We start from the raw sequence: 17,172 nt of genomic DNA, 5'->3' as shown, positions 1-17,172 counted from the left end.
TCGCCCGAGCCGACAGCCGCCTCAGCTGCCAGCGGGCAATCGGAGCGATTGCGGCATCACCGGGTCACCGGGCGGTGGACACGGCGACACCCGCGAAGTTCACATCCGGAACACGCCGTAGCGCGGGTCGGCGATCGGGGCATTGAGCGCGGCGCTGATGGCGATGCCGAGCGCGTTGCGGGTGTCGACCGGATCGAGCATGCCGTCGTCCCAGATTTCCGAGGTCGACCAGTAGGCGCTCTGCTTGCGCTTGAACTCGGCCAGCACCGGATCGCGGATGGCGGCGATGTCGGCCTCGCCGAGCTGGCGGCCCTGTTTGGCCAGCTGGCGGATCTTGACGTCGGCCAGCGTGTTGGCGGCCTGTTCGGCGCCCATCACGCTGATCTGCGACTGCGGCCAGCTGAACAGGAAACGGCTGTCGAAGGCGCGGCCGCTCATGCCGTAGTTGCCGGCGCCGAAGCTGCCGTTGCACATCACCGTGAACTTCGGCACCTCGCTGCAGGACACCGCCATGATCATCTTGGCGCCGTCCTTGGTGATGCCGCGCCGCTCGTACTCGCGGCCGACCATGAAGCCGGTGATGTTCTGCAGGAAGATCAGCGGCGTGCGGTTCTGGTTGCACAGCTCGATGAAGTGCGCGCCTTTCAGCGAGCTGTCGTTGAACAGCACGCCGTTGTTGCCGAGGATGCCGACCTTGTAGCCCCACAGGTGGGCGTAGCCGCAGACCAGCGTCTGGCCGTAGTTCGGCTGGTATTCGTGGAAGCGCGAGCCATCGACGAGCCGGGCGATCACTTCGCGGATGTCGAACTGCTGCTTGATGTCGCGCGGCAGGATGCCGTACAGCTCCTCGGCCGGATAGAACGGCGCTTCCGGCGGCTGCCAGCCGATCACGGTCTTCTGCGGCTGCTTGAACTGGGCGACGATGTCGCGGGCGATGGCGATGGCCTCCTCCTCGCTGCCGGCCGGATAGTCGGCGGTGCCGGAAACGCGGGTATGCATGTCGCAGCCGCCGAGTTCGTCGACCGTGTTCTCCTCGCCGGTGGCGGCCTTCACCAGCGGCGGCCCGGCCAGGAAGATCGCGCCGGTGCCGCGCACGATGACGTTGTAGTCCGACAGCGCCGGCACATAGGCGCCGCCGGCCGTGCAGTGACCCAGCACAACGCTGACCTGCTGCACGCCCAGCTTCGACAGCAGGCACTGGTTGCGGAAGATCCGGCCGGCCATCTGCTTGTCGGCGAACAGATCGGCCTGCAGCGGCAGGAAGCCGCCGGCCGAATCGCAGAGGTGCACGACCGGCAGGCGGTTCTCGAGCGCGATGTCGAGCGCGCGGATGATCTTCTTGACGGTCAGCGGGTACCAGGCCCCGCCCTTGACGCTGGCATCGCCGGCGCTGATCACGCATTCCCGTCCTGAGACGATGCCGATGCCGGTGACGCAGCCAGCACCCGGCACCTCGCCGTCGTAAGCCTCGTTGGCGGCCAGCGAGGAGAACTCCAGGAACGGCGTGCCGGGGTCGAGCAGCAGGGCCAGCCGCTCGCGCACCAGCCGCTTGTCCTGGCTGCGCAGGCGGTCGATGTCGCGCTGCGGGCGGTCCTCGCGGGCGGCGCGCTGCTTCTCGCGGAACGCCTCGGCGAGCGCGCGGTGGTGGGCGGCGTTGGCCTGGAATTCGGCCGACGCCGGATTGATCCGGGATTCGATGCGCCTCATGCCTGCGGCTCCAGTTCCAGCAGCACGGCGTCGCGATCGAAGCTCTGCGCCTTGTCGAAGCGGATGGCGGCCACCACGCCATCGCGCGGGGCCAGCAGCGTGGTTTCCATCTTCATGCTCTCCATCACCAGCAGGGTCTGGCCCCGGCTGACGGTCTCGCCGACCTGCACCGCCAGGCTGACGATGCTGCCCGGCATCGGCGCGCTGATGCGGTCATCGGCGCTGCCGCCGGACTGGGCGGCGAGTCGATCCAGCGGGTGCTGGTAGCGCAGCACGTGGGCTTCGCCGTCGAGGTGCACGAACACCTCGTCGCCGTGCGTGGCGATCACCACCTCGAACGCGCGATCGCCGACAACAAGCCGGGCGCGGCCGTCCGCTGCCGGATCGAGCCGGATGTCCAGCCGTGTGTCGCCGACATGCAGGCGATAGGCCTGCGGGCTGCGCGACAGCGCGACGGGATGCTCGGCATCGCCGAGCCGGAAGCGGTGTTCCATGGCCTTTCAGTTCCTCCAGGCGCCGATTGCGGCGTGCAGGTCGGGGATGGCATCGGCCGCGTCACGCAGCGGCCGGGTGCTCAGGCTGGCGACGGCCAGCAGCGCGTGAATCGTGTCGTCGGCCAGCGCCGGCTCGGCGGCGATCTCGGGATGGGCGTCGAGAAAGCCGGTGTGGACATCGCCGGCAACGAAGGCCGGATGGGCGATCAGCCGGCGCAGGAACGCCGTATTGGTCTTGCAGCCGAGTAGCACGGTGTCGCGCAGCGCGGCATCGCCGCGGGCAATGGCCTGCTCGCGGGTGGCGCCGTGCACGATCAGCTTGGCGATCATCGGATCGAAGGCGCTGGTCACGTCACCGCCCTGCAGCACGCCGCTGTCCCAGCGCACGCCCTCGCCCTGCGGCGGCTGCAGTTTCAGGATCGGCCCGGTGGTCGGCGTGTAGCCACGCGCCGCATCCTCGGCGTAGATGCGGAACTCGATCGCGTGGCCGCTGGCGGTGATGTCCGCCTGCGTGAAGCCCAGCGTCTCGCCAGCGGCGATGCGCAGCTGCTGGCGCACCAGGTCGATGCCGGTGATCGCTTCGGTCACCGGATGCTCGACCTGCAGCCGGGTGTTCATTTCCAGGAAGTAGAAGGTGCCATCGGGCGCGAAGATGAACTCCACGGTGCCGGCATTGCGATAGCCGATCGCCCGGGCGATGCCGGCAGCGGTATCGCAGATGCGCGCACGCAGCGCCGGTGTCAGCGCCGGCGACGGCGTTTCCTCGACGATCTTCTGGAAGCGCCGCTGCACCGAGCATTCGCGCTCGAACACATGCACGACATTGCCCTGGCCATCGCCGAGCACCTGCACCTCGATATGGCGGGGCTGCTCGATGTAGCGCTCGCAGTACAGCCGGCCGTCGCCGAAGTACCGGCTCCCTTCGCTGCGGGCGCGCTCGATCTCGGCTTCCAGCTGGCCCAGGTCGCGGACGATGCGCATGCCCTTGCCGCCGCCGCCGGCCGAGGGCTTGATCAGCAGCGGCGCCCCGACCGCACGCGAGCGTTCGACGAACGTCGCCGGGTCGTCGTCCTCGATGGCACTCGGCGCCACCGGAAAGCCGGCCTGCTGCACGAAGTTGCGGGCGCGCACCTTGTCGCCCATCAGGTCGATCTGCTCCGGCGTCGGGCCGATGAAGCGCAGCCCGGCAGCTTCGACTGCCGCGCAGAAGCCGCGATTCTCGGACAGGAAGCCGTAGCCCGGATGGATCGCGCCAGCGCCGCAGGACTGCGCGGCGGCAATGATCTGCGCGCCATCGAGATAGGCGGCGACCGGCGTCGGGCCGCTGATCTCGATGGCAACGTCCGCCATCCGCACGGCCGCCGTGCCGCGATCAGCGGCATGGAACACCACCGCGCCGCGCAGGCCCAGCGCCTGCAGCGTGCGCAGCACCCGCACCGCGATCTCGCCGCGATTGGCGACCAGTACGGTGGTGAACGGCCAGCTTGGCGGCGCGGTGTCGGGGTTCATCGGCGGGGGACTCCGGAATCGGCAACGGCGGTGGTTGGGCGCCGGGCTGCGGGCGGGGCGGCAGCGGGCATGCGCAGGCCGTCGAGCACCAGGCTCACCAGCTGCGTGGCGAGGCTGTCGACGTCCAGCGTGCCGCGGCCGCAGAGGTAGTTCCACGACAGGTGTTCGATGCCGCCGTAGACCAGGTCGCGCAGCAGCGGCAGCGGCAGATCGCTGCGGAAGCTGCCGTCGGCGATGCCCTGCGCCAGCACGCCGACCAGCAACTCGGTGTAGCGGCGGTTGCGGGCGTGCAGCGCGGAGCCGTGGTAGTCGTGCTCGGAGCGGACTTCGAGGAACATCAGCCGGCACAGCAGCGGATTGGCCGCGATCGCGCCGAGATGCCGCACGATGACCCGCCGCAGCCGTTCGGTCGGCGTGGCCAGTGTCGCCAGCTCGCGGCTGCAGTCGTCGAACAGCGTGTCGTACCAGTGCACCAGCACCTCCAGCAGCAGCGCGCGCTTGCTCGGGAAGTACTTGAACACCAGCCCTTCGACGACGCCGACGCGGGCGGCGATCTCGCTGACCGCCGTCTGCGCGTAACCCTTTTCGCAGAACAGCGCGCGGGCAGCGTCGAGGATTTCCTCGACCCTTTCGGCCCGCGCCCGCCGCGTGGCCGGTGGCCGCACGGCGGCCGGGCGGCGTGCTTTGCGACCGCTCACGGTGTCGATGCCAGCGGCCCGCCTGCCGCACACCAGGCGCGCGGCACGGTGATCGGGAAGTCCATCAGGATCTGCGCCATCAGCTTGCCCTGCGGGTCGTGCCGCAGCGATGCCGTGCCGCCGCCGCCCAGCGCCTCGTGCAGCACGAAGTTGAAGCCGCCGAGGCCGGGCCAGTCGAAGCGCTCGGCGCGGCCGCGCACGAAATGGCCCAGGTAGCGGCGCACTGCGTCGGCCGTCAGCTGGGCCTGCAGCAGCGGCAGGAAGGCCGGCTGCCGCGCCAGCACGCCGATGTTGCAGAGATCGCCCTTGTCGCCGCTGCGGCCGTAGGCCAGCGCGATCAGCGGCACCGTGGTGCTGGCGTCATCGACGACAGGCGGTGGCTCCGCCGACGGCGGCGAGCGCAGCGGCTCGCCGTATCGGACGACCGGCGGAACGTACGGCTGGCCGTCGATGAACGCCGGCACTGCCGATTTCGGCACCAGACAGGAGAACAGCCGCACCATCGGCGTGGTCGACGGCCGGCCGCCGGCAAAGCCGGTGATGCCCTGCGCCATCGCGGTGGCCGGCGGAATGAACTCGCGGCTGAAGATCTCCAGCGCCGCGCGCTGGTCGTGATGGACGTTGAGCTTCAGGATCAGCTCGCGGGTATCGCGGCGGCGGCCGTTCGCGCCCCAGTTGCTTTCGGTGCCGAGCAGTTCGACATCGGCGCGCCGGTAGTCGGCCAGGCCACGCTCGGTGAACAGCCGGCGGGTGCGGCGCAGGATCGCCGCCGCCACCGCTTCGGCCTTGGCCACGGCATCGACGCCGCCGATCATCATCGTGCCGCCGCTTCGGTAGCCGTCCTGCCAGGTCGCGGACACCTTGTAGCAATCGGTCGGCGCGCTGCCCCGTGCCCCGCTGACCTCGACTTCGTTGGGGCCGGTCTGGCGCAGCTGCACGGCGCGGAAATCGCAGCTGACATCGGGCAGCAGGTAGGCCGCCGGATCGCCGATCTCGTAGACGATCTGCTCGGCGACTGTCTCCGGTGTCACCCGCCCGCCGCTGCCGTCCGGCTTGGTGACGGTGAAGCGGCCGTCCGGCTGGCAGACGACGATCGGAAAGCCCATGCGATCCCAGTCGTCGACCACGCTGCGCCAGTCGGTGGCGATGCCGCCGGTGGCCTGGGCGCCGCATTCGATGACGTGGCCGGCAAGGCTGCCGGCGGCCAGCAGATCGAAATCCTGCGCTGTCCAGCGGAACCGGTGGATCAGCGCGCCGAGTGTTTCGGCGCTGTCGACGCAGCGGCCGGTCAGCACGATGTCGGCGCCGGCATCGAGCGCGGCGGCGATCGGGAACGCGCCGAGATAGGCGTTCATGCTCCACAGCGAGGCCGGCAGCGGCGCGCCGCTGGCCATTTCCCGGCGGTCGGCGAATTCGGCGGCACGCGGCAGCAGATCGTCGCCGGTGACGATGGCGACCTTGAGGTGGATGCCGAGCGCGGCCAGGCGCTGTTCGATCGCGGCCCGGCAGGCCTGCGGGTTGACGCCGCCGGCATTGGAGATGACCCGGATGCCGTGGGTCTTGAGCTGCGGCGCGAGGCGCGCGACCAGCTCCGGGAAATCGGTGGCGTAGCCGGCCTGCGGGTCCTTGGCGCGGGCCCGCGCCAGCAGCGACATGGTGATTTCGGCCAGGTAGTCGAGCACCAGGAAATCGAGATCGCCGGTCGCCACCAGCTGCGACGGGCCCTCGCTGCTGTCGCCCCAGAAGCCGGCGCCGCAGCCGATCCGCACCGGGTCGCTCATCGTCCGGTCCACACCGGCACCCGTTTTTCCTGGAACGCCGCCCGTCCTTCGCGGGCGTCCTCGGTGCTGGACATGCCGTGGATCATCACCTGGGCGACTTCCATCGCCTCGCCGAGGCTCATGTCGCGCATCGCGTTGAACGCGTGCTTGCCGAGGCGGATAGCGGTCGGCGACTTGTCGACGATGCGCGCCAGCAGCCAGTCGAGCTTGTGGTCCAGCTCGGCGCGCGGCACGACGTAGTTCAGCACGCCCCATTCCAGCGCTTCGCGGGAGCTGAACGGCTCGCCGGTGATGCACATCTCCTGCAGCCGGCGCGGCGGCAGGATCCGCATCATGTGCGGCAGGATCATCATCGGCGACAGGCCGATCCGGCTCTCGGTGGTGCCGATGCGGATGTCGTCGGCGGCCACCGCCATGTCGCAGGCGCAGAGCAGGCCGAAGCCGCCGGCCATGGCGTGGCCGTTGACCCGGGCGACCACCGGCAGCTGGCAGTCCAGCAGGCGCTTGAACAGGTCGACCATGAAATGGCGCGGCTGCGCGAAGCGGGCGGTGAAGGCGCTGCCGTCGGCGTCGCGGGCCAGATCGGCGCCAGCGCAGAAGGCCTTGTCGCCGGCGCCGGTCAGCACGATGGCGCGGCTGAGGCCGTCGCTGCCGGCGGCATCGATGCCGGCCGCGATGCGCCGCACGACGTCCTCGTTGAGCGCGTTGCGGCGCGCCTCGCGGTTGAGGGTGATCCAGGTGACGTGGTCACGACGCTCGATCAGCACCGGTTCGGACATGAGGCGGTTCCTGGGTGGGGGCGGCAGTCCGTCGAAGCTTAAGTGAGTCCGCCTCACTTTTGTGCAGTAAGATGCCGACGCGTCGTCGGGATGGCGGCGGCGCGGCTACCGCCCTTCTTTCGGGACCATCGCCCGCGCACGTGCAGGAACGTCATGGCAGACCACGGCAGGCTGGACCGCGAGCAGCGCCCGCTCGCGCAGGTGTTCTCGGGACTCTCGAACGATGAGCAGGCGATCCTCGACGGCGCCGACCGCTTCGCCCGCGAGGCGCTGTATCCGCTGGCCCAGCGGATGGACAACGAGGAATGGTGGCCGACCGAGGCCTTTCCGCTGATCGGCCGGACCGGCTACTTCGGCATCACCGCGCCGGAGCGGTTCGGCGGCTCCGGCATGGACCTGATGGCCAGCGGCCTCGTGCTGCAGGCCTTCAGCCGCTGGAACCATGCCCTGGGCCTGAGCTGGGTCGCCCATGAAAACCTGTGCCTGCACAACATCCTGCGCAACGCCAATGCCGAGCAGCAGGCGCGCTACGTGCCCGGCCTGTGCAGCGGCGAGCGGATCGGCGCGCTGGGCCTGACCGAGCCCGGCGCCGGATCGGACGCGCTCGGCTCGATGCGCACCACGGCCGTCCGCGAGGGCGATCACTACCTGCTGAACGGCACCAAGCTCTACATCACCAACGGTCCGGTGGCCGACGTGCTGCTGGTCTACGCCAAGACCGACAAGGAGCGGGGCGCCAAGGGCATCTCGGCGTTCCTGGTCGAGAAGGACTTCCCCGGTTTCCGGGTCGCCCAGAAGCTGATCAAGATGGGCTTCCGCGGCAGCCAGACCGCCGAGCTGGTGTTCGACAACTGCCGGGTGCCGGTGGCCAACCGGGTCGGCGAGGAGAACGAAGGCGTCAAGGTGGTGATGAGCGGCCTCGACCTGGAGCGGGCGATGATCTCGCCGATCTGTCTCGGCATCGCCGAGCGGGCGCTGCAGCTGTCGATCGACTTCGCGCGCCAGCGCAAGCAGTTCGGCCGGCCGATCGCGGACTTCCAGATGATCCGCGCCAAGCTGGCCGATCTCTACACCTGGGTCGAGTCGATGCGCCTGTTCACCTACCAGACGCTGCGCGCCGCCAATACCGTGGAAGCCGATGGCGGCGGCCGTGGCGAGATCCACAAGATCACCGCTGCCGGCGTGCTCTATGTCGCCGAAACGATGAACCGAGTGCTCGACCAGGCCGTGCAGATCCACGGCGGCAACGGCTACATCTGGGAATCGGAAGTGAACCGCCTGTACCGCTCGATCAAGCTGCTGGAAATCGGCGCCGGCACCAGCGAAGTGCGCAAGATCATCATCAGCGAAGAGCTGCTGCGCGAATGAGCACGGCCGCCGCGATGACGCCGGACGCCGGACTGGACGCGCTGTGGGCGGCCGACACCGTCTACCGGCCGGACCTGTTCCGGGGCCGGACGGCGCTGGTGTCGGGCGGCGGCAGCGGCATCGGCCGCGCCACTGCGCTGCTGCTGGCCCGGCTCGGCGCCCGCGTGGTGATTGCCGGGCGCAGTCAGGACAAGCTCGACCGGGTTGTTGCCTACGCCCGCAGCCGGGGGGCGGAGATGGTCGGCGTGGCCGCCAACATCCGCGAGCACGAACAGGTGCTGGCGCTCTTTGAACAGGCCGAAGCGGCCTTCGGCATGCCGGACCTGCTGGTCAACAGCGCCGGCGGCCAGTTTCCGCAGGCGGCCATCGACTACGCGCCGAAAGGCTGGTCGGCGGTGGTCAACAACAACCTCAACGGCACCTGGTTCATGATGCAGCGCGCTGCCCAGCGCTGGCGCGAACTCGGCCGGGGCGGCGCCATCGTCAACGTCGTGGTGGTCACCGAGCGCGGCATGCCCGGCGTGGCCCACACGGTGGCGGCGCGGGCCGGCGTGATCGGCGCCAGCCGCACGGTGGCGGTGGAATGGGCGCCGCTCGGCATCCGCGTCAACTGCGTGGCGCCCGGCCTCACGGCCACCGAGGGGCTGGCGGTCTACCCGCCGGAAGCGGTGCGGGAATTCCCGCGCGCCAATGTCATGCGGCGGCCCGGCACGGCGATGGAGATGGCCGAAGCCTGCGTCTATCTGGGCGCACCGTCCGGCAGCTTCATCACCGGCGAAGTGCTGACCGTCGACGGCGGCGGCAAGCTCTGGGGCGAGCTGTGGACGGCCGGCCGGCCGGACTACTACGCGATGCCGGGCGCAACGCCGCCCGGGGACTGAATCAGGCGCTCTGCGCCAGCCGTTCGCGGCGGGCTGCGACGCCGCCGGCCAGGGTGCGCAGCAGGTCGGCAGTGTCGTCCCAGGCCAGACAGGCGTCGGTGACGCTCTGGCCGTAGGTCATCTTTTCGCGCGGGCCGATTTCCTGACGGCCTTCGACCAGATGGCTTTCGATCATCACGCCGATGATCTTGTCGCTGCCGGCAGCCAGCTGGCCGGCCACATCCTGGCCGACCTCGATCTGCAGGCGGTGCTGCTTGCGGCTGTTGGCGTGGCTGAAGTCGACCATCACCGCCGGGCGCATGCCGGCCTTGGTCATCGCCGCAGCGGCGGCGTCGACGCTGACGGAATCGAAGTTGGTGCCGGTCGAGCCGCCGCGCAGGATCACGTGGCTGTCCGGGTTTCCGGCGGTCTCGTAGATCGAGATCTGGCCGTCCTGGGTCGCCGACAGGAAGCGGTGCGGCGCGCGGGCCGCCTGCACGGCGTCGACCGCGACCTTCACCGAGCCGTCGGTGCCGTTCTTGAAGCCGACCGCGCAGGACAGGCCGCTGGCCATTTCGCGGTGCAGCTGCGATTCCGTGGTGCGGGCACCGATCGCGCCCCAGCTGACCAGATCGGCGAGGTACTGCGGCGTCAGGATGTCGAGGAACTCGACACCGGCCGGCATGCCGTCGTCGTTCAGCTGCAGCAGCAGCTGGCGGGCGATCCGCAGGCCGCGGTCGATGTCGTAGGAATCATCGAGGTCCGGGTCGTTGATCAGGCCCTTCCAGCCCACCGTGGTGCGCGGCTTCTCGAAGTAAACGCGCATCACGATCAGCAGGTGCTTGGCCAGCTGCGGGCGCAGCGCCTTGAGCTTGTCGGCGTATTCGAGTGCGGCCTTCGGGTCGTGGATCGAGCAGGGGCCGACGATCACCAGCAGGCGGTCGTCGCGGCCGGCGAGCACGTCCTGGATTTCGCGCCGCGTGCTTTCCACGGTCTGGATCGCGGCGGCGGTGATCGGCAGCTCCCGCTGCACCGCCGAAGGCGCCGACACCGGGCGGATCGACTTGATGCGCAGGTCTTCGGTAGCCGGGCGCGACGGGTGCTGGGCGGAAGCGTTCATCGGACAACTCTCGGTGGTGGCAGCAAAAATCCGGTCGCGGATGCTAGCAGACCGCTTTTGCCGGAGCGATTGCCGGGCACCGGGCCGGTGATCCGGCGCGTGGGCAGAAATTTCGCGGCCGGATGCACAGCTGTTCGCTGCAAGGCCGGAATTTGTGAGTACAATTGTTCACTGAAATTCTTTCCTTTTCGTCCGGAGTCACCGATGCCCACCTACAAGGCCCCGCTGCGCGACATGCGCTTCCTGCTCAACGAAGTCTTCGACTTCCCGGCGCACTACCGCTCGCTGTCGAACGGCGCCGACGCCACGCCGGACATGGTCGACAGCATCCTCGAGGAATGCGCGCGCTTCTGCGAAGAGGAACTGGCGCCGCTGAACCTGTCCGGCGATGCCGAAGGCTGCACACTGGCAGACGGAAAGGTGACGACGCCGAAGGGCTTCAAGGAAGCCTATGCACAGTTCGTCGCCGGCGGCTGGCAGGGCCTGTCGCATCCTGGCGAGTACGGCGGCCAGGGCCTGCCGATGTCGCTGGGCCTGCTGAAGTCGGAAATGATGGGCACCGCGAACTGGGCGTTCACGATGTATCCCGGCCTGTCACTGGGTGCGATGAACACCATCATGCAGCACGCCTCCGATGATCTGAAGAGCGTCTACATGCCGCCGCTGGTCGAGGGCCGCTGGGCCGGCACCATGTGCCTGACCGAGCCGCAGTGCGGCACCGATCTGGGCCAGGTGAAGACCCGTGCCGAGCCGAACGGCGACGGCACCTACGCCGTCACCGGCACCAAAATCTTCATCTCTTCGGGCGATCACGACCTGACCGAGAACATCGTCCACATCGTGCTGGCGCGGCTGCCCGATGCGCCGCCCGGCACGCGTGGCATCTCGCTGTTCATGATCCCGAAGATCAAGGTCAATGCCGATGGCAGCCTCGGCGCGCCGAACGGCGTGGTCTGCAGCGCGCTCGAACACAAGATGGGCATCAAGGCCTCGGCCACCTGCGTGATCAACTTCGAAGGTTCCACCGCCTACCTGATCTCGCCGGAGAACAAGGGCCTGGAAGCGATGTTCACGTTCATGAACACCGCCCGCATCGGCACCGCCGTGCAGGGCGTGGCGCATGCCGAGCTGTCGTTCCAGGGCGCGCTGGCCTATGCCAAGGAGCGCCGCTCGATGCGCGCGCTGTCCGGCAAGAAGGAACCGGACAAGAACGCCGACGCGATCATCCACCACGCCGACGTGCGCCGGATGCTGCTGACCCAGAAGGCCGTCGCCGAAGGCGGCCGCGCGATGCTGTACTTCGCGGGCATGTATGCCGACCACATGACCAACGGCATCCTCGAGAACGATAAGGCCAAGTACGACCTCTGGGACGACAAGCTCGGCTTCTTCACGCCGATCCTCAAGGGCTTCCTGACTGAGCTGGGCACCGAAGCCGCCAGCCTTGGCGTTCAGGTGTTCGGCGGCCACGGCTACATCCGCGAGCACGGCATGGAGCAGATCCTGCGCGATGCCCGCATCTCCACCCTTTACGAAGGCACCACCGGCATCCAGGCGCTCGATCTGCTCGGCCGCAAGGTGCTGCTGATGACGCGCGGCAAGGCCGTGCGCGAATTCACGGCGATCATCGGCAAGTTCGCGCTGGACCAGGTGCGCAACCGCGGCATGCGCCGCTTCGCCACCGAACTGGGCCGCTACGTCACCGAATGGAACCTGCTGACCGTGCGGATCATGCTGACCGCGCGCAACGACCGCGATGTCGTCAGCAGCGCCTCGCATCATTTCCTGATGTATTCCGGCTACGTGACCATGGCCTACTTCTGGGCACTGCAGGCGGCGGTCGCCACCGACAAGCTGGCCAAGGGCGGCAGCGAGACGCCGGAGTTCTACAAGGCCAAGATCGACGTGGCGCGCTTCTACTTCGACCACCTGCTGCCGCGCGCCAAGGGCCATGCGGCGTCGATCACCAAGCCGAGCAAGTCGCTGACCCGGCTGCCGGTCGACAGCTTCGCGTTCAACTAGTCCGCACCGCCTGACCCCGGCGCGGTGTCCGCTGCGCCGGGGTCGGCCGGGATACCGGCGACCGGCGGAGGGTCACGGCGACGCGGCGCTTGTTTATGCTCGCGTCCCGGCCCGACCAGAATTTCCCGCCATGATGCTTCGCGCACCGCTGCTCGCCCTTGCCTGTCTGGTCCCGCTGATGGCGGCCGCCGAACCCGGCTTCGCGGTGCGCAACGAAGCCACGCTGAGCCGCACCGCCACGCTGCCGACGCTCGGCGAATCGCGGGTGCTCGACAACGGCCAGTTCGCCACCCGCTTCACCGTGGACTGGAGCAACGAGTACGTCGCCCAGGCCAATGCCCGCGAATCGCTGACCGTGGACGCCGAAACCGAGCGCGTCACCTTCGGCTTCCGGCGCGGCGTGGCGGAAGGCGTGGAGCTGGCCGTCGATCTGCCGCTGCTGTTCACCGGCGGCGGCTCGCTCGACGGCCTGATCGAAGGCTGGCACGACGCCTTCGGCCTGCCGAACGGCGGCCGCGACCGCGTGCGTCAGAATCGCTACCTCGTCCAGTACACGGTCGATGGGCAGACCCGCATCTTTGACGACAACGGTGCCAACGGCATCGGCGACATCGAACTGAGCGCCGGCTTCCGGCTGCGTGAAGACATCGCCTTCCGGGCGCTGGCCAAGCTGCCGACCGGCCGCAGCAACCGCCTGCAGGGCGGCAACGCCGGCGGCGCGCTGTGGTTCGATTTCGATCCGTTCCACGGTGCCGCGAACTGGTTCGGCTATGTCTCCGCCGGCGCCTCGTACAGCGGCCAGAGCGAGGTGATCGGCGCGCAGCAGAAGCAGTTCGTGGCGCTTGGCGGCGCGGCGATCGGCTACCGGGTCTGGCGTCCGGTTTCGCTGCTGGTGCAGTTCAACGGCCACAGCGCGCTGTACCGCGATTCCGACCTGCGTGCGCTCGACCGGCCGGGCGGCCAGCTGAGTTTCGGTGGTCGCATCATCATCGCGCCGAAGCTGCAGCTCGACCTCGCCGTGCAGGAAGACGTGCTGGTCAGCTCGTCCCCGGACTTCAGCATCCACGTCGGCCTGCGCTATCGCTGAAAGCCCGCGGCAGCGCTCAGGCGGCCGGTCGCACCAGCGCCGCCAGCGCCGCCAGCGCGTCGCGGTGCTGCGGGAAGCGCGCCAGCAGCGCCGAGTCGGCGAACGCGTGATCGGCGAAATCGAAGCCCGGCACCACCGCTTCCGACACCAGCGCGTGATCGGCCGCGCCGATCAGCCTGGAGGCCTTCCAGACTCCGCCCGGCACGAACAGGAACAACTGCTGGTCCGGCGCGCTGCCGAGCACCACGCGGCGCAGTTCGCCGGAGGCGTCGTCGAGCAGCAGGTACTCGACCGGCCCGCCGCCCTGCAAGTAATGGAGGATGTCCGAACGGTTGCGGTGCAGCCGGCCGATTGGCGCGTCGGCGGTCAGCAGGTAGTGGATCGAGGTGACCCGGGCACGCGGGCCGTTGGCGGTGTCGAGCGCGTGTTCCGACGTGTGGATACGCTTGAACCAGCCGCCTTCCGGGTGCGCTTCCAGACCGAGCCGCGCGATCAGCGCCGCGCCGGGATCGCCACCACTCATGGTTCCAGCCGTTCGATGACCCAGCCGCCGGCGTTGCTGCGCCGGTAGCGCAGTCGGTCGTGGCTGCGATTGTCGCGGCCCTGCCAGAACTCGATGACCTCCGGCCGGAGCCGGTAGCCGCCCCACTGGCTGGCATCGAACGGCACCGGCTCGGTCGCATAACGGGCCAGGTTGTCGGCCAGCCGGGCATCCAGTTCGGCACGGCTGGCGATCACCTGGCTCTGCCGCGACGTGATCGCGCCGACCTGCGAGCCCTGCGGCCGGCTGCGGAAATAGGCTTCCGACTCGGCCGCTGTCAGCTTCTCCACGGTGCCCTCGATGCGCACGCTGCGCTCCAGCCGATCCCACCAGAAGGTGGCCGCCGCAAACGGATGTGCTGCAAGCGCGCGCGCCTTGCGCGACTGGTAGTTGGTGTAGAACGCGAAGCCGTCGGCATCCAGGCCCTTCAGCAGCACCACGCGCGCCGATGGCCGGCCGTCGGCATCGACGGTGGCCAGGGTCATCGCGATCGGTTCGATCATGCCGACCTTGATCGCATCATCCAGCCACTGCCGGAACTGGATGATCGGGTCCTGATCGACGGCGGACTCCAGCAGCGGGGGATTGCGCGTGTATTGCGGCATGACGGCATCGGGCAGAATACGAAGACGATCTTCATTCTGCCGGAAACCCCGATGCCCACTTCCGTACCCGCAACTTTCAAGGCGCTGCGCATCCACCAGGTCGACAAGAAGACCGAGGCGCGCATCGAAGCGATCACGCTGTCGGACCTCACGGCGGGCGAGGTGGTGATCCGGGTCGTCTATTCGTCGATCAACTACAAGGATGCGCTGGCCGTCACCGGCAAGGGCAAGATCATGCGCGGCTACCCGAAAGTGGCCGGCATCGACCTCTCGGGCATCGTCGTGTCCAGCGACGTGCCCGACTACAAGCCGGGCAACCGCGTGCTGGTCACCGGCTGCAATGTCGGCGAACAGTTCGACGGCGGCTTCGCCGAATACGCACGGGTGCCGGCCGATGCCGTGGTGCCGCTGCCGCCGGGCCTGTCGTTGCTGGAAGCGATGGCGCTCGGCACCGCCGGCTACACCGCAGCGCTGGCGCTGCGCCGGATGCTGGAAAACCATCAGACGCCGGACCTCGGCACGATCGCCGTCACCGGCCCGACCGGCGGCGTCGGCTCGATCGCCATCAGCCTGTTCAAGCGCGCCGGCTTCCAGGTTGCGGCGATCACCGGCAAGCCAGGTGCCGAAGCCTATCTGCGCGAACTCGGTGCCGACGAGATCGTCGATCGCAACACGCTGGATCTTGGCTCCAAGCCGCTGGAAGCGGCGCGCTGGGGCGGCGCGGTCGACAACCTCGGCGGCGACACGCTGGCCTATCTGGCCCGCACCGTGAAGCCCTGGGGTTCGATCGGCGCGATCGGCCTGGCGCAGTCGCCGCTGCTGTCGACCACGGTGATCCCGTTCATCCTGCGCGGCGTCAGCCTGCTCGGCATCTGGTCGGTCGAAGGGCCGCGCAGCTGGCGGCTGGCGATCTGGGACCGCCTGGCCGGCGACTGGAAGCCGCGCGGCCTGACCACGCTGATCGCGCCGAAGGTGATTCCGCTGGATCAGGTGCCGGAAGTCGCCGAACAGCTGGTGGCCGGCAAGGCGCAGGGCCGTACCATCGTCCAGCTGTCCGACGAAGGCTGAAGCGCGCCGACCGCGATGGGCCAGCACCACGACCATGCGGGCCATGACCACGATCACCACCACGATCACGGCCATGGCCATTCCGCGCAGGCGCCGAAGACGGGCAAGCACGACCACGGCCATGCCCACGGGCACGGCCATGGCGGTCACGGGCATCACCACCATCACGGCAGCAGCAACGAAACCCGGCTCGCGCTAGCGCTGGCGATCACCGCGACGTTCATGGTCGTCGAGCTGGCCGGCGGCTGGCTGTCCGGCTCGCTGGCACTGATCGCCGATGCCGTGCACATGCTGACCGACGCCGCCTCGCTGGCCCTGGCGCTGGTCGCGCTGCGGGTGGCCCGGCGGCCGGCCAGCACACTGTTCTCCTACGGACAGGCGCGCTACGAAGTGCTGGCAGCCTTCGTCAACGGGCTGGCGCTGCTGCTGCTCAGCGCCTGGATCGTCGTCGAATCGATCCAGCGGCTGCTGGCGCCGGCGCCGGTCATCGGCACCACGATGCTGGTGATCGCCGTGCTCGGCTTCCTCGCCAACCTCGCGGCGTTCTTCGTGCTGCGCGATGGCGAGGACACGCTGAACATGCGTGGCGCGCTGTTGCACGTGCTGGGCGATCTGCTCGGCTCGGCGGCGGCGATCGCGGCGGCGCTGGTGATCCTGGCCACCGGCTGGACGCCGATCGACCCGATCCTGTCGGCCTTCGTCGCGCTGCTGATCCTGAAGGGCGGCTGGCGGGTGACGCGGGAATCGGCGCACATCCTGCTCGAAGGCGCGCCGCGCGATCTCGACACCGGCGCGCTGGCCGATGACCTGGCCGCCAGCGTGCCCGGCGTGACCGGCATCCACCACCTGCACGCCTGGTCGCTGACCGACAAGCGCCCGGTGATGACCCTGCACGCGGTGCTCGACGAAGGCACCGATCGCGACGCCGCCCTCGGCGCGATCCAGCAGCGGCTCAAGGCCCAGTTCGGCGACGTGCACGCCACCGTGCAGATCGAGCAGGCGGCCTGCCCGGCCCACGGCTGCGGCCCGGCGGCGCTCGGCCACTGAGCCGGGCCGGCGCGGCTGTCAGCGCCGGCGGTTGCGCAGTTCGTCGAGCAGCCGCTCGAGCGTCGATTTCAGCTGCGCCGCATGGCCGTCCTTGCCGGTCTCGCGAACGATCAGGCCCTCGACCTTGCGGATCAGGTCATCGACCGTGGCATCGCCGATATCGACCCCGCCAATGGTGCGGCTGCGCCGCACGGCATCCGGATCATCCGACGCCCCGGTGGCGTGATAGCCACCGACCGAGCCGTAGATGTTGATCCGCTCCTCGATCTCGCGACCGGCTTCCAGCGCCCGGTAGAAGGAATCGCCCTGCCGCACGCCGGGCTTGCCGCTGACCAGGTCGTAGACCGCCGCGACGATGGTGACCGGCACCAGCGCGAAGTTCAGGACATTGCCGAGCACCAGCTTCAGCTGGAACACCAGCACGTCGCGGATGAAGGGCCAGCGGCTGTTGTCCGGGTCGGGAGCGTTCATGCCGCGAGTCTAGTG

At 69.2% G+C, this 17,172-nt stretch carries 16 protein-coding genes; 6 read left to right on the top strand and 10 right to left on the bottom strand.

The genetic code is table 11. The annotated features are described in order from the left end of the window. Positions 1–99: 99 nt before the first annotated feature. The 6 genes from ACTIGJ_RS08035 to ACTIGJ_RS08010 are packed head-to-tail and all read right to left on the bottom strand — an operon-like array spanning position 100 to position 6,968. Complete coding sequence (locus ACTIGJ_RS08035; protein ID WP_439639777.1) at positions 100–1,707, bottom strand: acyl-CoA carboxylase subunit beta; 1,608 nt, start codon at positions 1,705–1,707, stop codon at positions 100–102. After that, complete coding sequence (locus ACTIGJ_RS08030) at positions 1,704–2,201, bottom strand: acetyl-CoA carboxylase biotin carboxyl carrier protein subunit (RefSeq protein WP_439639776.1); 498 nt, start codon at positions 2,199–2,201, stop codon at positions 1,704–1,706. Before ACTIGJ_RS08030 ends, ACTIGJ_RS08035 begins: the two co-directional genes overlap by 4 nt. 6 nt (positions 2,202–2,207) lie before the next feature. Then, positions 2,208–3,710 (bottom strand): acetyl-CoA carboxylase biotin carboxylase subunit, encoded by a 1,503-nt coding sequence (locus ACTIGJ_RS08025; RefSeq protein ID WP_439639775.1) that lies wholly within the window; start codon positions 3,708–3,710, stop codon positions 2,208–2,210. Next, on the bottom strand, positions 3,707–4,408 hold the full coding sequence (locus ACTIGJ_RS08020; protein WP_439639774.1) for a TetR/AcrR family transcriptional regulator: 702 nt from the start codon (positions 4,406–4,408) through the stop codon (positions 3,707–3,709). The genes ACTIGJ_RS08025 and ACTIGJ_RS08020 overlap by 4 nt, the downstream gene beginning before the upstream one ends. After that, positions 4,405–6,189, bottom strand: a complete 1,785-nt coding sequence (locus ACTIGJ_RS08015) for an acyclic terpene utilization AtuA family protein (protein ID WP_439639773.1) — start codon at positions 6,187–6,189, stop codon at positions 4,405–4,407. The genes ACTIGJ_RS08020 and ACTIGJ_RS08015 overlap by 4 nt, the downstream gene beginning before the upstream one ends. After that, the gene (locus ACTIGJ_RS08010; protein ID WP_439639772.1) at positions 6,186–6,968 is read right to left on the bottom strand and encodes an enoyl-CoA hydratase-related protein; all 783 of its coding nucleotides are present in this window, start codon (positions 6,966–6,968) and stop codon (positions 6,186–6,188) included. Before ACTIGJ_RS08010 ends, ACTIGJ_RS08015 begins: the two co-directional genes overlap by 4 nt. A gap of 153 nt (positions 6,969–7,121) precedes the next feature. Here ACTIGJ_RS08010 and ACTIGJ_RS08005 point away from each other — a divergent pair, with 153 nt between their 5' ends. Continuing rightward, on the top strand, positions 7,122–8,336 hold the full coding sequence (locus tag ACTIGJ_RS08005) for an acyl-CoA dehydrogenase family protein (protein WP_439639771.1): 1,215 nt from the start codon (positions 7,122–7,124) through the stop codon (positions 8,334–8,336). Then, complete coding sequence (locus tag ACTIGJ_RS08000; RefSeq protein WP_439639770.1) at positions 8,333–9,217, top strand: SDR family oxidoreductase; 885 nt, start codon at positions 8,333–8,335, stop codon at positions 9,215–9,217. Before ACTIGJ_RS08005 ends, ACTIGJ_RS08000 begins: the two co-directional genes overlap by 4 nt. Position 9,218: 1 nt before the next feature. On the opposite strand, the gene ACTIGJ_RS07995 is transcribed toward ACTIGJ_RS08000, so the two are convergent. After that, positions 9,219–10,316: a 3-deoxy-7-phosphoheptulonate synthase gene (locus tag ACTIGJ_RS07995; RefSeq protein ID WP_439639769.1), complete on the bottom strand. Its 1,098-nt coding sequence runs from the start codon at positions 10,314–10,316 to the stop codon at positions 9,219–9,221. A 204-nt stretch (positions 10,317–10,520) separates the two neighbouring features. Between ACTIGJ_RS07995 and ACTIGJ_RS07990 the strand changes: the two genes are divergently transcribed. Both ACTIGJ_RS07990 and ACTIGJ_RS07985 read left to right on the top strand, forming a co-directional pair. Further along, positions 10,521–12,338: an acyl-CoA dehydrogenase C-terminal domain-containing protein gene (locus ACTIGJ_RS07990; RefSeq protein WP_439639768.1), complete on the top strand. Its 1,818-nt coding sequence runs from the start codon at positions 10,521–10,523 to the stop codon at positions 12,336–12,338. 130 nt (positions 12,339–12,468) lie between these two features. Continuing rightward, positions 12,469–13,425: a DUF3187 family protein gene (locus ACTIGJ_RS07985; RefSeq protein WP_439639767.1), complete on the top strand. Its 957-nt coding sequence runs from the start codon at positions 12,469–12,471 to the stop codon at positions 13,423–13,425. A gap of 16 nt (positions 13,426–13,441) precedes the next feature. Here the strand turns inward: ACTIGJ_RS07985 and ACTIGJ_RS07980 are convergent, their stop codons facing one another. Then, positions 13,442–13,948 (bottom strand): cupin domain-containing protein, encoded by a 507-nt coding sequence (locus tag ACTIGJ_RS07980; RefSeq protein WP_439639766.1) that lies wholly within the window; start codon positions 13,946–13,948, stop codon positions 13,442–13,444. Next, complete coding sequence (gene pdxH, locus ACTIGJ_RS07975; protein ID WP_439639765.1) at positions 13,945–14,571, bottom strand: pyridoxamine 5'-phosphate oxidase; 627 nt, start codon at positions 14,569–14,571, stop codon at positions 13,945–13,947. The genes ACTIGJ_RS07980 and pdxH overlap by 4 nt, the downstream gene beginning before the upstream one ends. A 51-nt stretch (positions 14,572–14,622) precedes the next feature. On the opposite strand from pdxH, the gene ACTIGJ_RS07970 reads away from it, so the two are divergent. Together ACTIGJ_RS07970 and ACTIGJ_RS07965 are read left to right on the top strand one after the other, a co-directional pair. Continuing rightward, positions 14,623–15,639 carry a YhdH/YhfP family quinone oxidoreductase gene (locus tag ACTIGJ_RS07970; protein ID WP_439639764.1) on the top strand — a complete coding sequence of 339 codons (1,017 nt, stop codon included), beginning with the start codon at positions 14,623–14,625 and terminating at the stop codon, positions 15,637–15,639. A 15-nt stretch (positions 15,640–15,654) separates the two neighbouring features. Continuing rightward, positions 15,655–16,686 carry a cation diffusion facilitator family transporter gene (locus ACTIGJ_RS07965; RefSeq protein WP_439639763.1) on the top strand — a complete coding sequence of 344 codons (1,032 nt, stop codon included), beginning with the start codon at positions 15,655–15,657 and terminating at the stop codon, positions 16,684–16,686. 18 nt (positions 16,687–16,704) lie between these two features. Here ACTIGJ_RS07965 and ACTIGJ_RS07960 read toward each other — a convergent pair whose 3' ends face one another. Further along, positions 16,705–17,157, bottom strand: a complete 453-nt coding sequence (locus ACTIGJ_RS07960) for a hypothetical protein (RefSeq protein WP_439639762.1) — start codon at positions 17,155–17,157, stop codon at positions 16,705–16,707. Between the last annotated feature and the right edge of the window lie 15 nt (positions 17,158–17,172).

Origin of the sequence: Nevskia sp., assembly GCF_051860985.1 — a bacterium.
GTDB lineage: Bacteria > Pseudomonadota > Gammaproteobacteria > Nevskiales > Nevskiaceae > Nevskia.
This window is presented reverse-complemented; position numbering and strand designations above follow the sequence as displayed.

Bases quoted from the DNA above. Each gene is read 5' to 3' on its own strand.
- ACTIGJ_RS08025 (WP_439639775.1), bottom strand. From the start codon at position 3,710: ATGAACCCCGACACCGCGCCGCCAAGCTGGCCGTTCACCACCGTACTG.
- ACTIGJ_RS07965 (WP_439639763.1), top strand. From the start codon at position 15,655: ATGGGCCAGCACCACGACCATGCGGGCCATGACCACGATCACCACCAC.
- ACTIGJ_RS07985 (WP_439639767.1), top strand. From the start codon at position 12,469: ATGATGCTTCGCGCACCGCTGCTCGCCCTTGCCTGTCTGGTCCCGCTG.
- ACTIGJ_RS07995 (WP_439639769.1), bottom strand. From the start codon at position 10,316: ATGAACGCTTCCGCCCAGCACCCGTCGCGCCCGGCTACCGAAGACCTG.
- ACTIGJ_RS07980 (WP_439639766.1), bottom strand. From the start codon at position 13,948: ATGAGTGGTGGCGATCCCGGCGCGGCGCTGATCGCGCGGCTCGGTCTG.
- ACTIGJ_RS08000 (WP_439639770.1), top strand. From the start codon at position 8,333: ATGAGCACGGCCGCCGCGATGACGCCGGACGCCGGACTGGACGCGCTG.
- ACTIGJ_RS08010 (WP_439639772.1), bottom strand. From the start codon at position 6,968: ATGTCCGAACCGGTGCTGATCGAGCGTCGTGACCACGTCACCTGGATC.
- ACTIGJ_RS08030 (WP_439639776.1), bottom strand. From the start codon at position 2,201: ATGGAACACCGCTTCCGGCTCGGCGATGCCGAGCATCCCGTCGCGCTG.
- ACTIGJ_RS08005 (WP_439639771.1), top strand. From the start codon at position 7,122: ATGGCAGACCACGGCAGGCTGGACCGCGAGCAGCGCCCGCTCGCGCAG.
- ACTIGJ_RS08035 (WP_439639777.1), bottom strand. From the start codon at position 1,707: ATGAGGCGCATCGAATCCCGGATCAATCCGGCGTCGGCCGAATTCCAG.
- ACTIGJ_RS07970 (WP_439639764.1), top strand. From the start codon at position 14,623: ATGCCCACTTCCGTACCCGCAACTTTCAAGGCGCTGCGCATCCACCAG.
- pdxH (WP_439639765.1), bottom strand. From the start codon at position 14,571: ATGCCGCAATACACGCGCAATCCCCCGCTGCTGGAGTCCGCCGTCGAT.
- ACTIGJ_RS07960 (WP_439639762.1), bottom strand. From the start codon at position 17,157: ATGAACGCTCCCGACCCGGACAACAGCCGCTGGCCCTTCATCCGCGAC.
- ACTIGJ_RS07990 (WP_439639768.1), top strand. From the start codon at position 10,521: ATGCCCACCTACAAGGCCCCGCTGCGCGACATGCGCTTCCTGCTCAAC.
- ACTIGJ_RS08015 (WP_439639773.1), bottom strand. From the start codon at position 6,189: ATGAGCGACCCGGTGCGGATCGGCTGCGGCGCCGGCTTCTGGGGCGAC.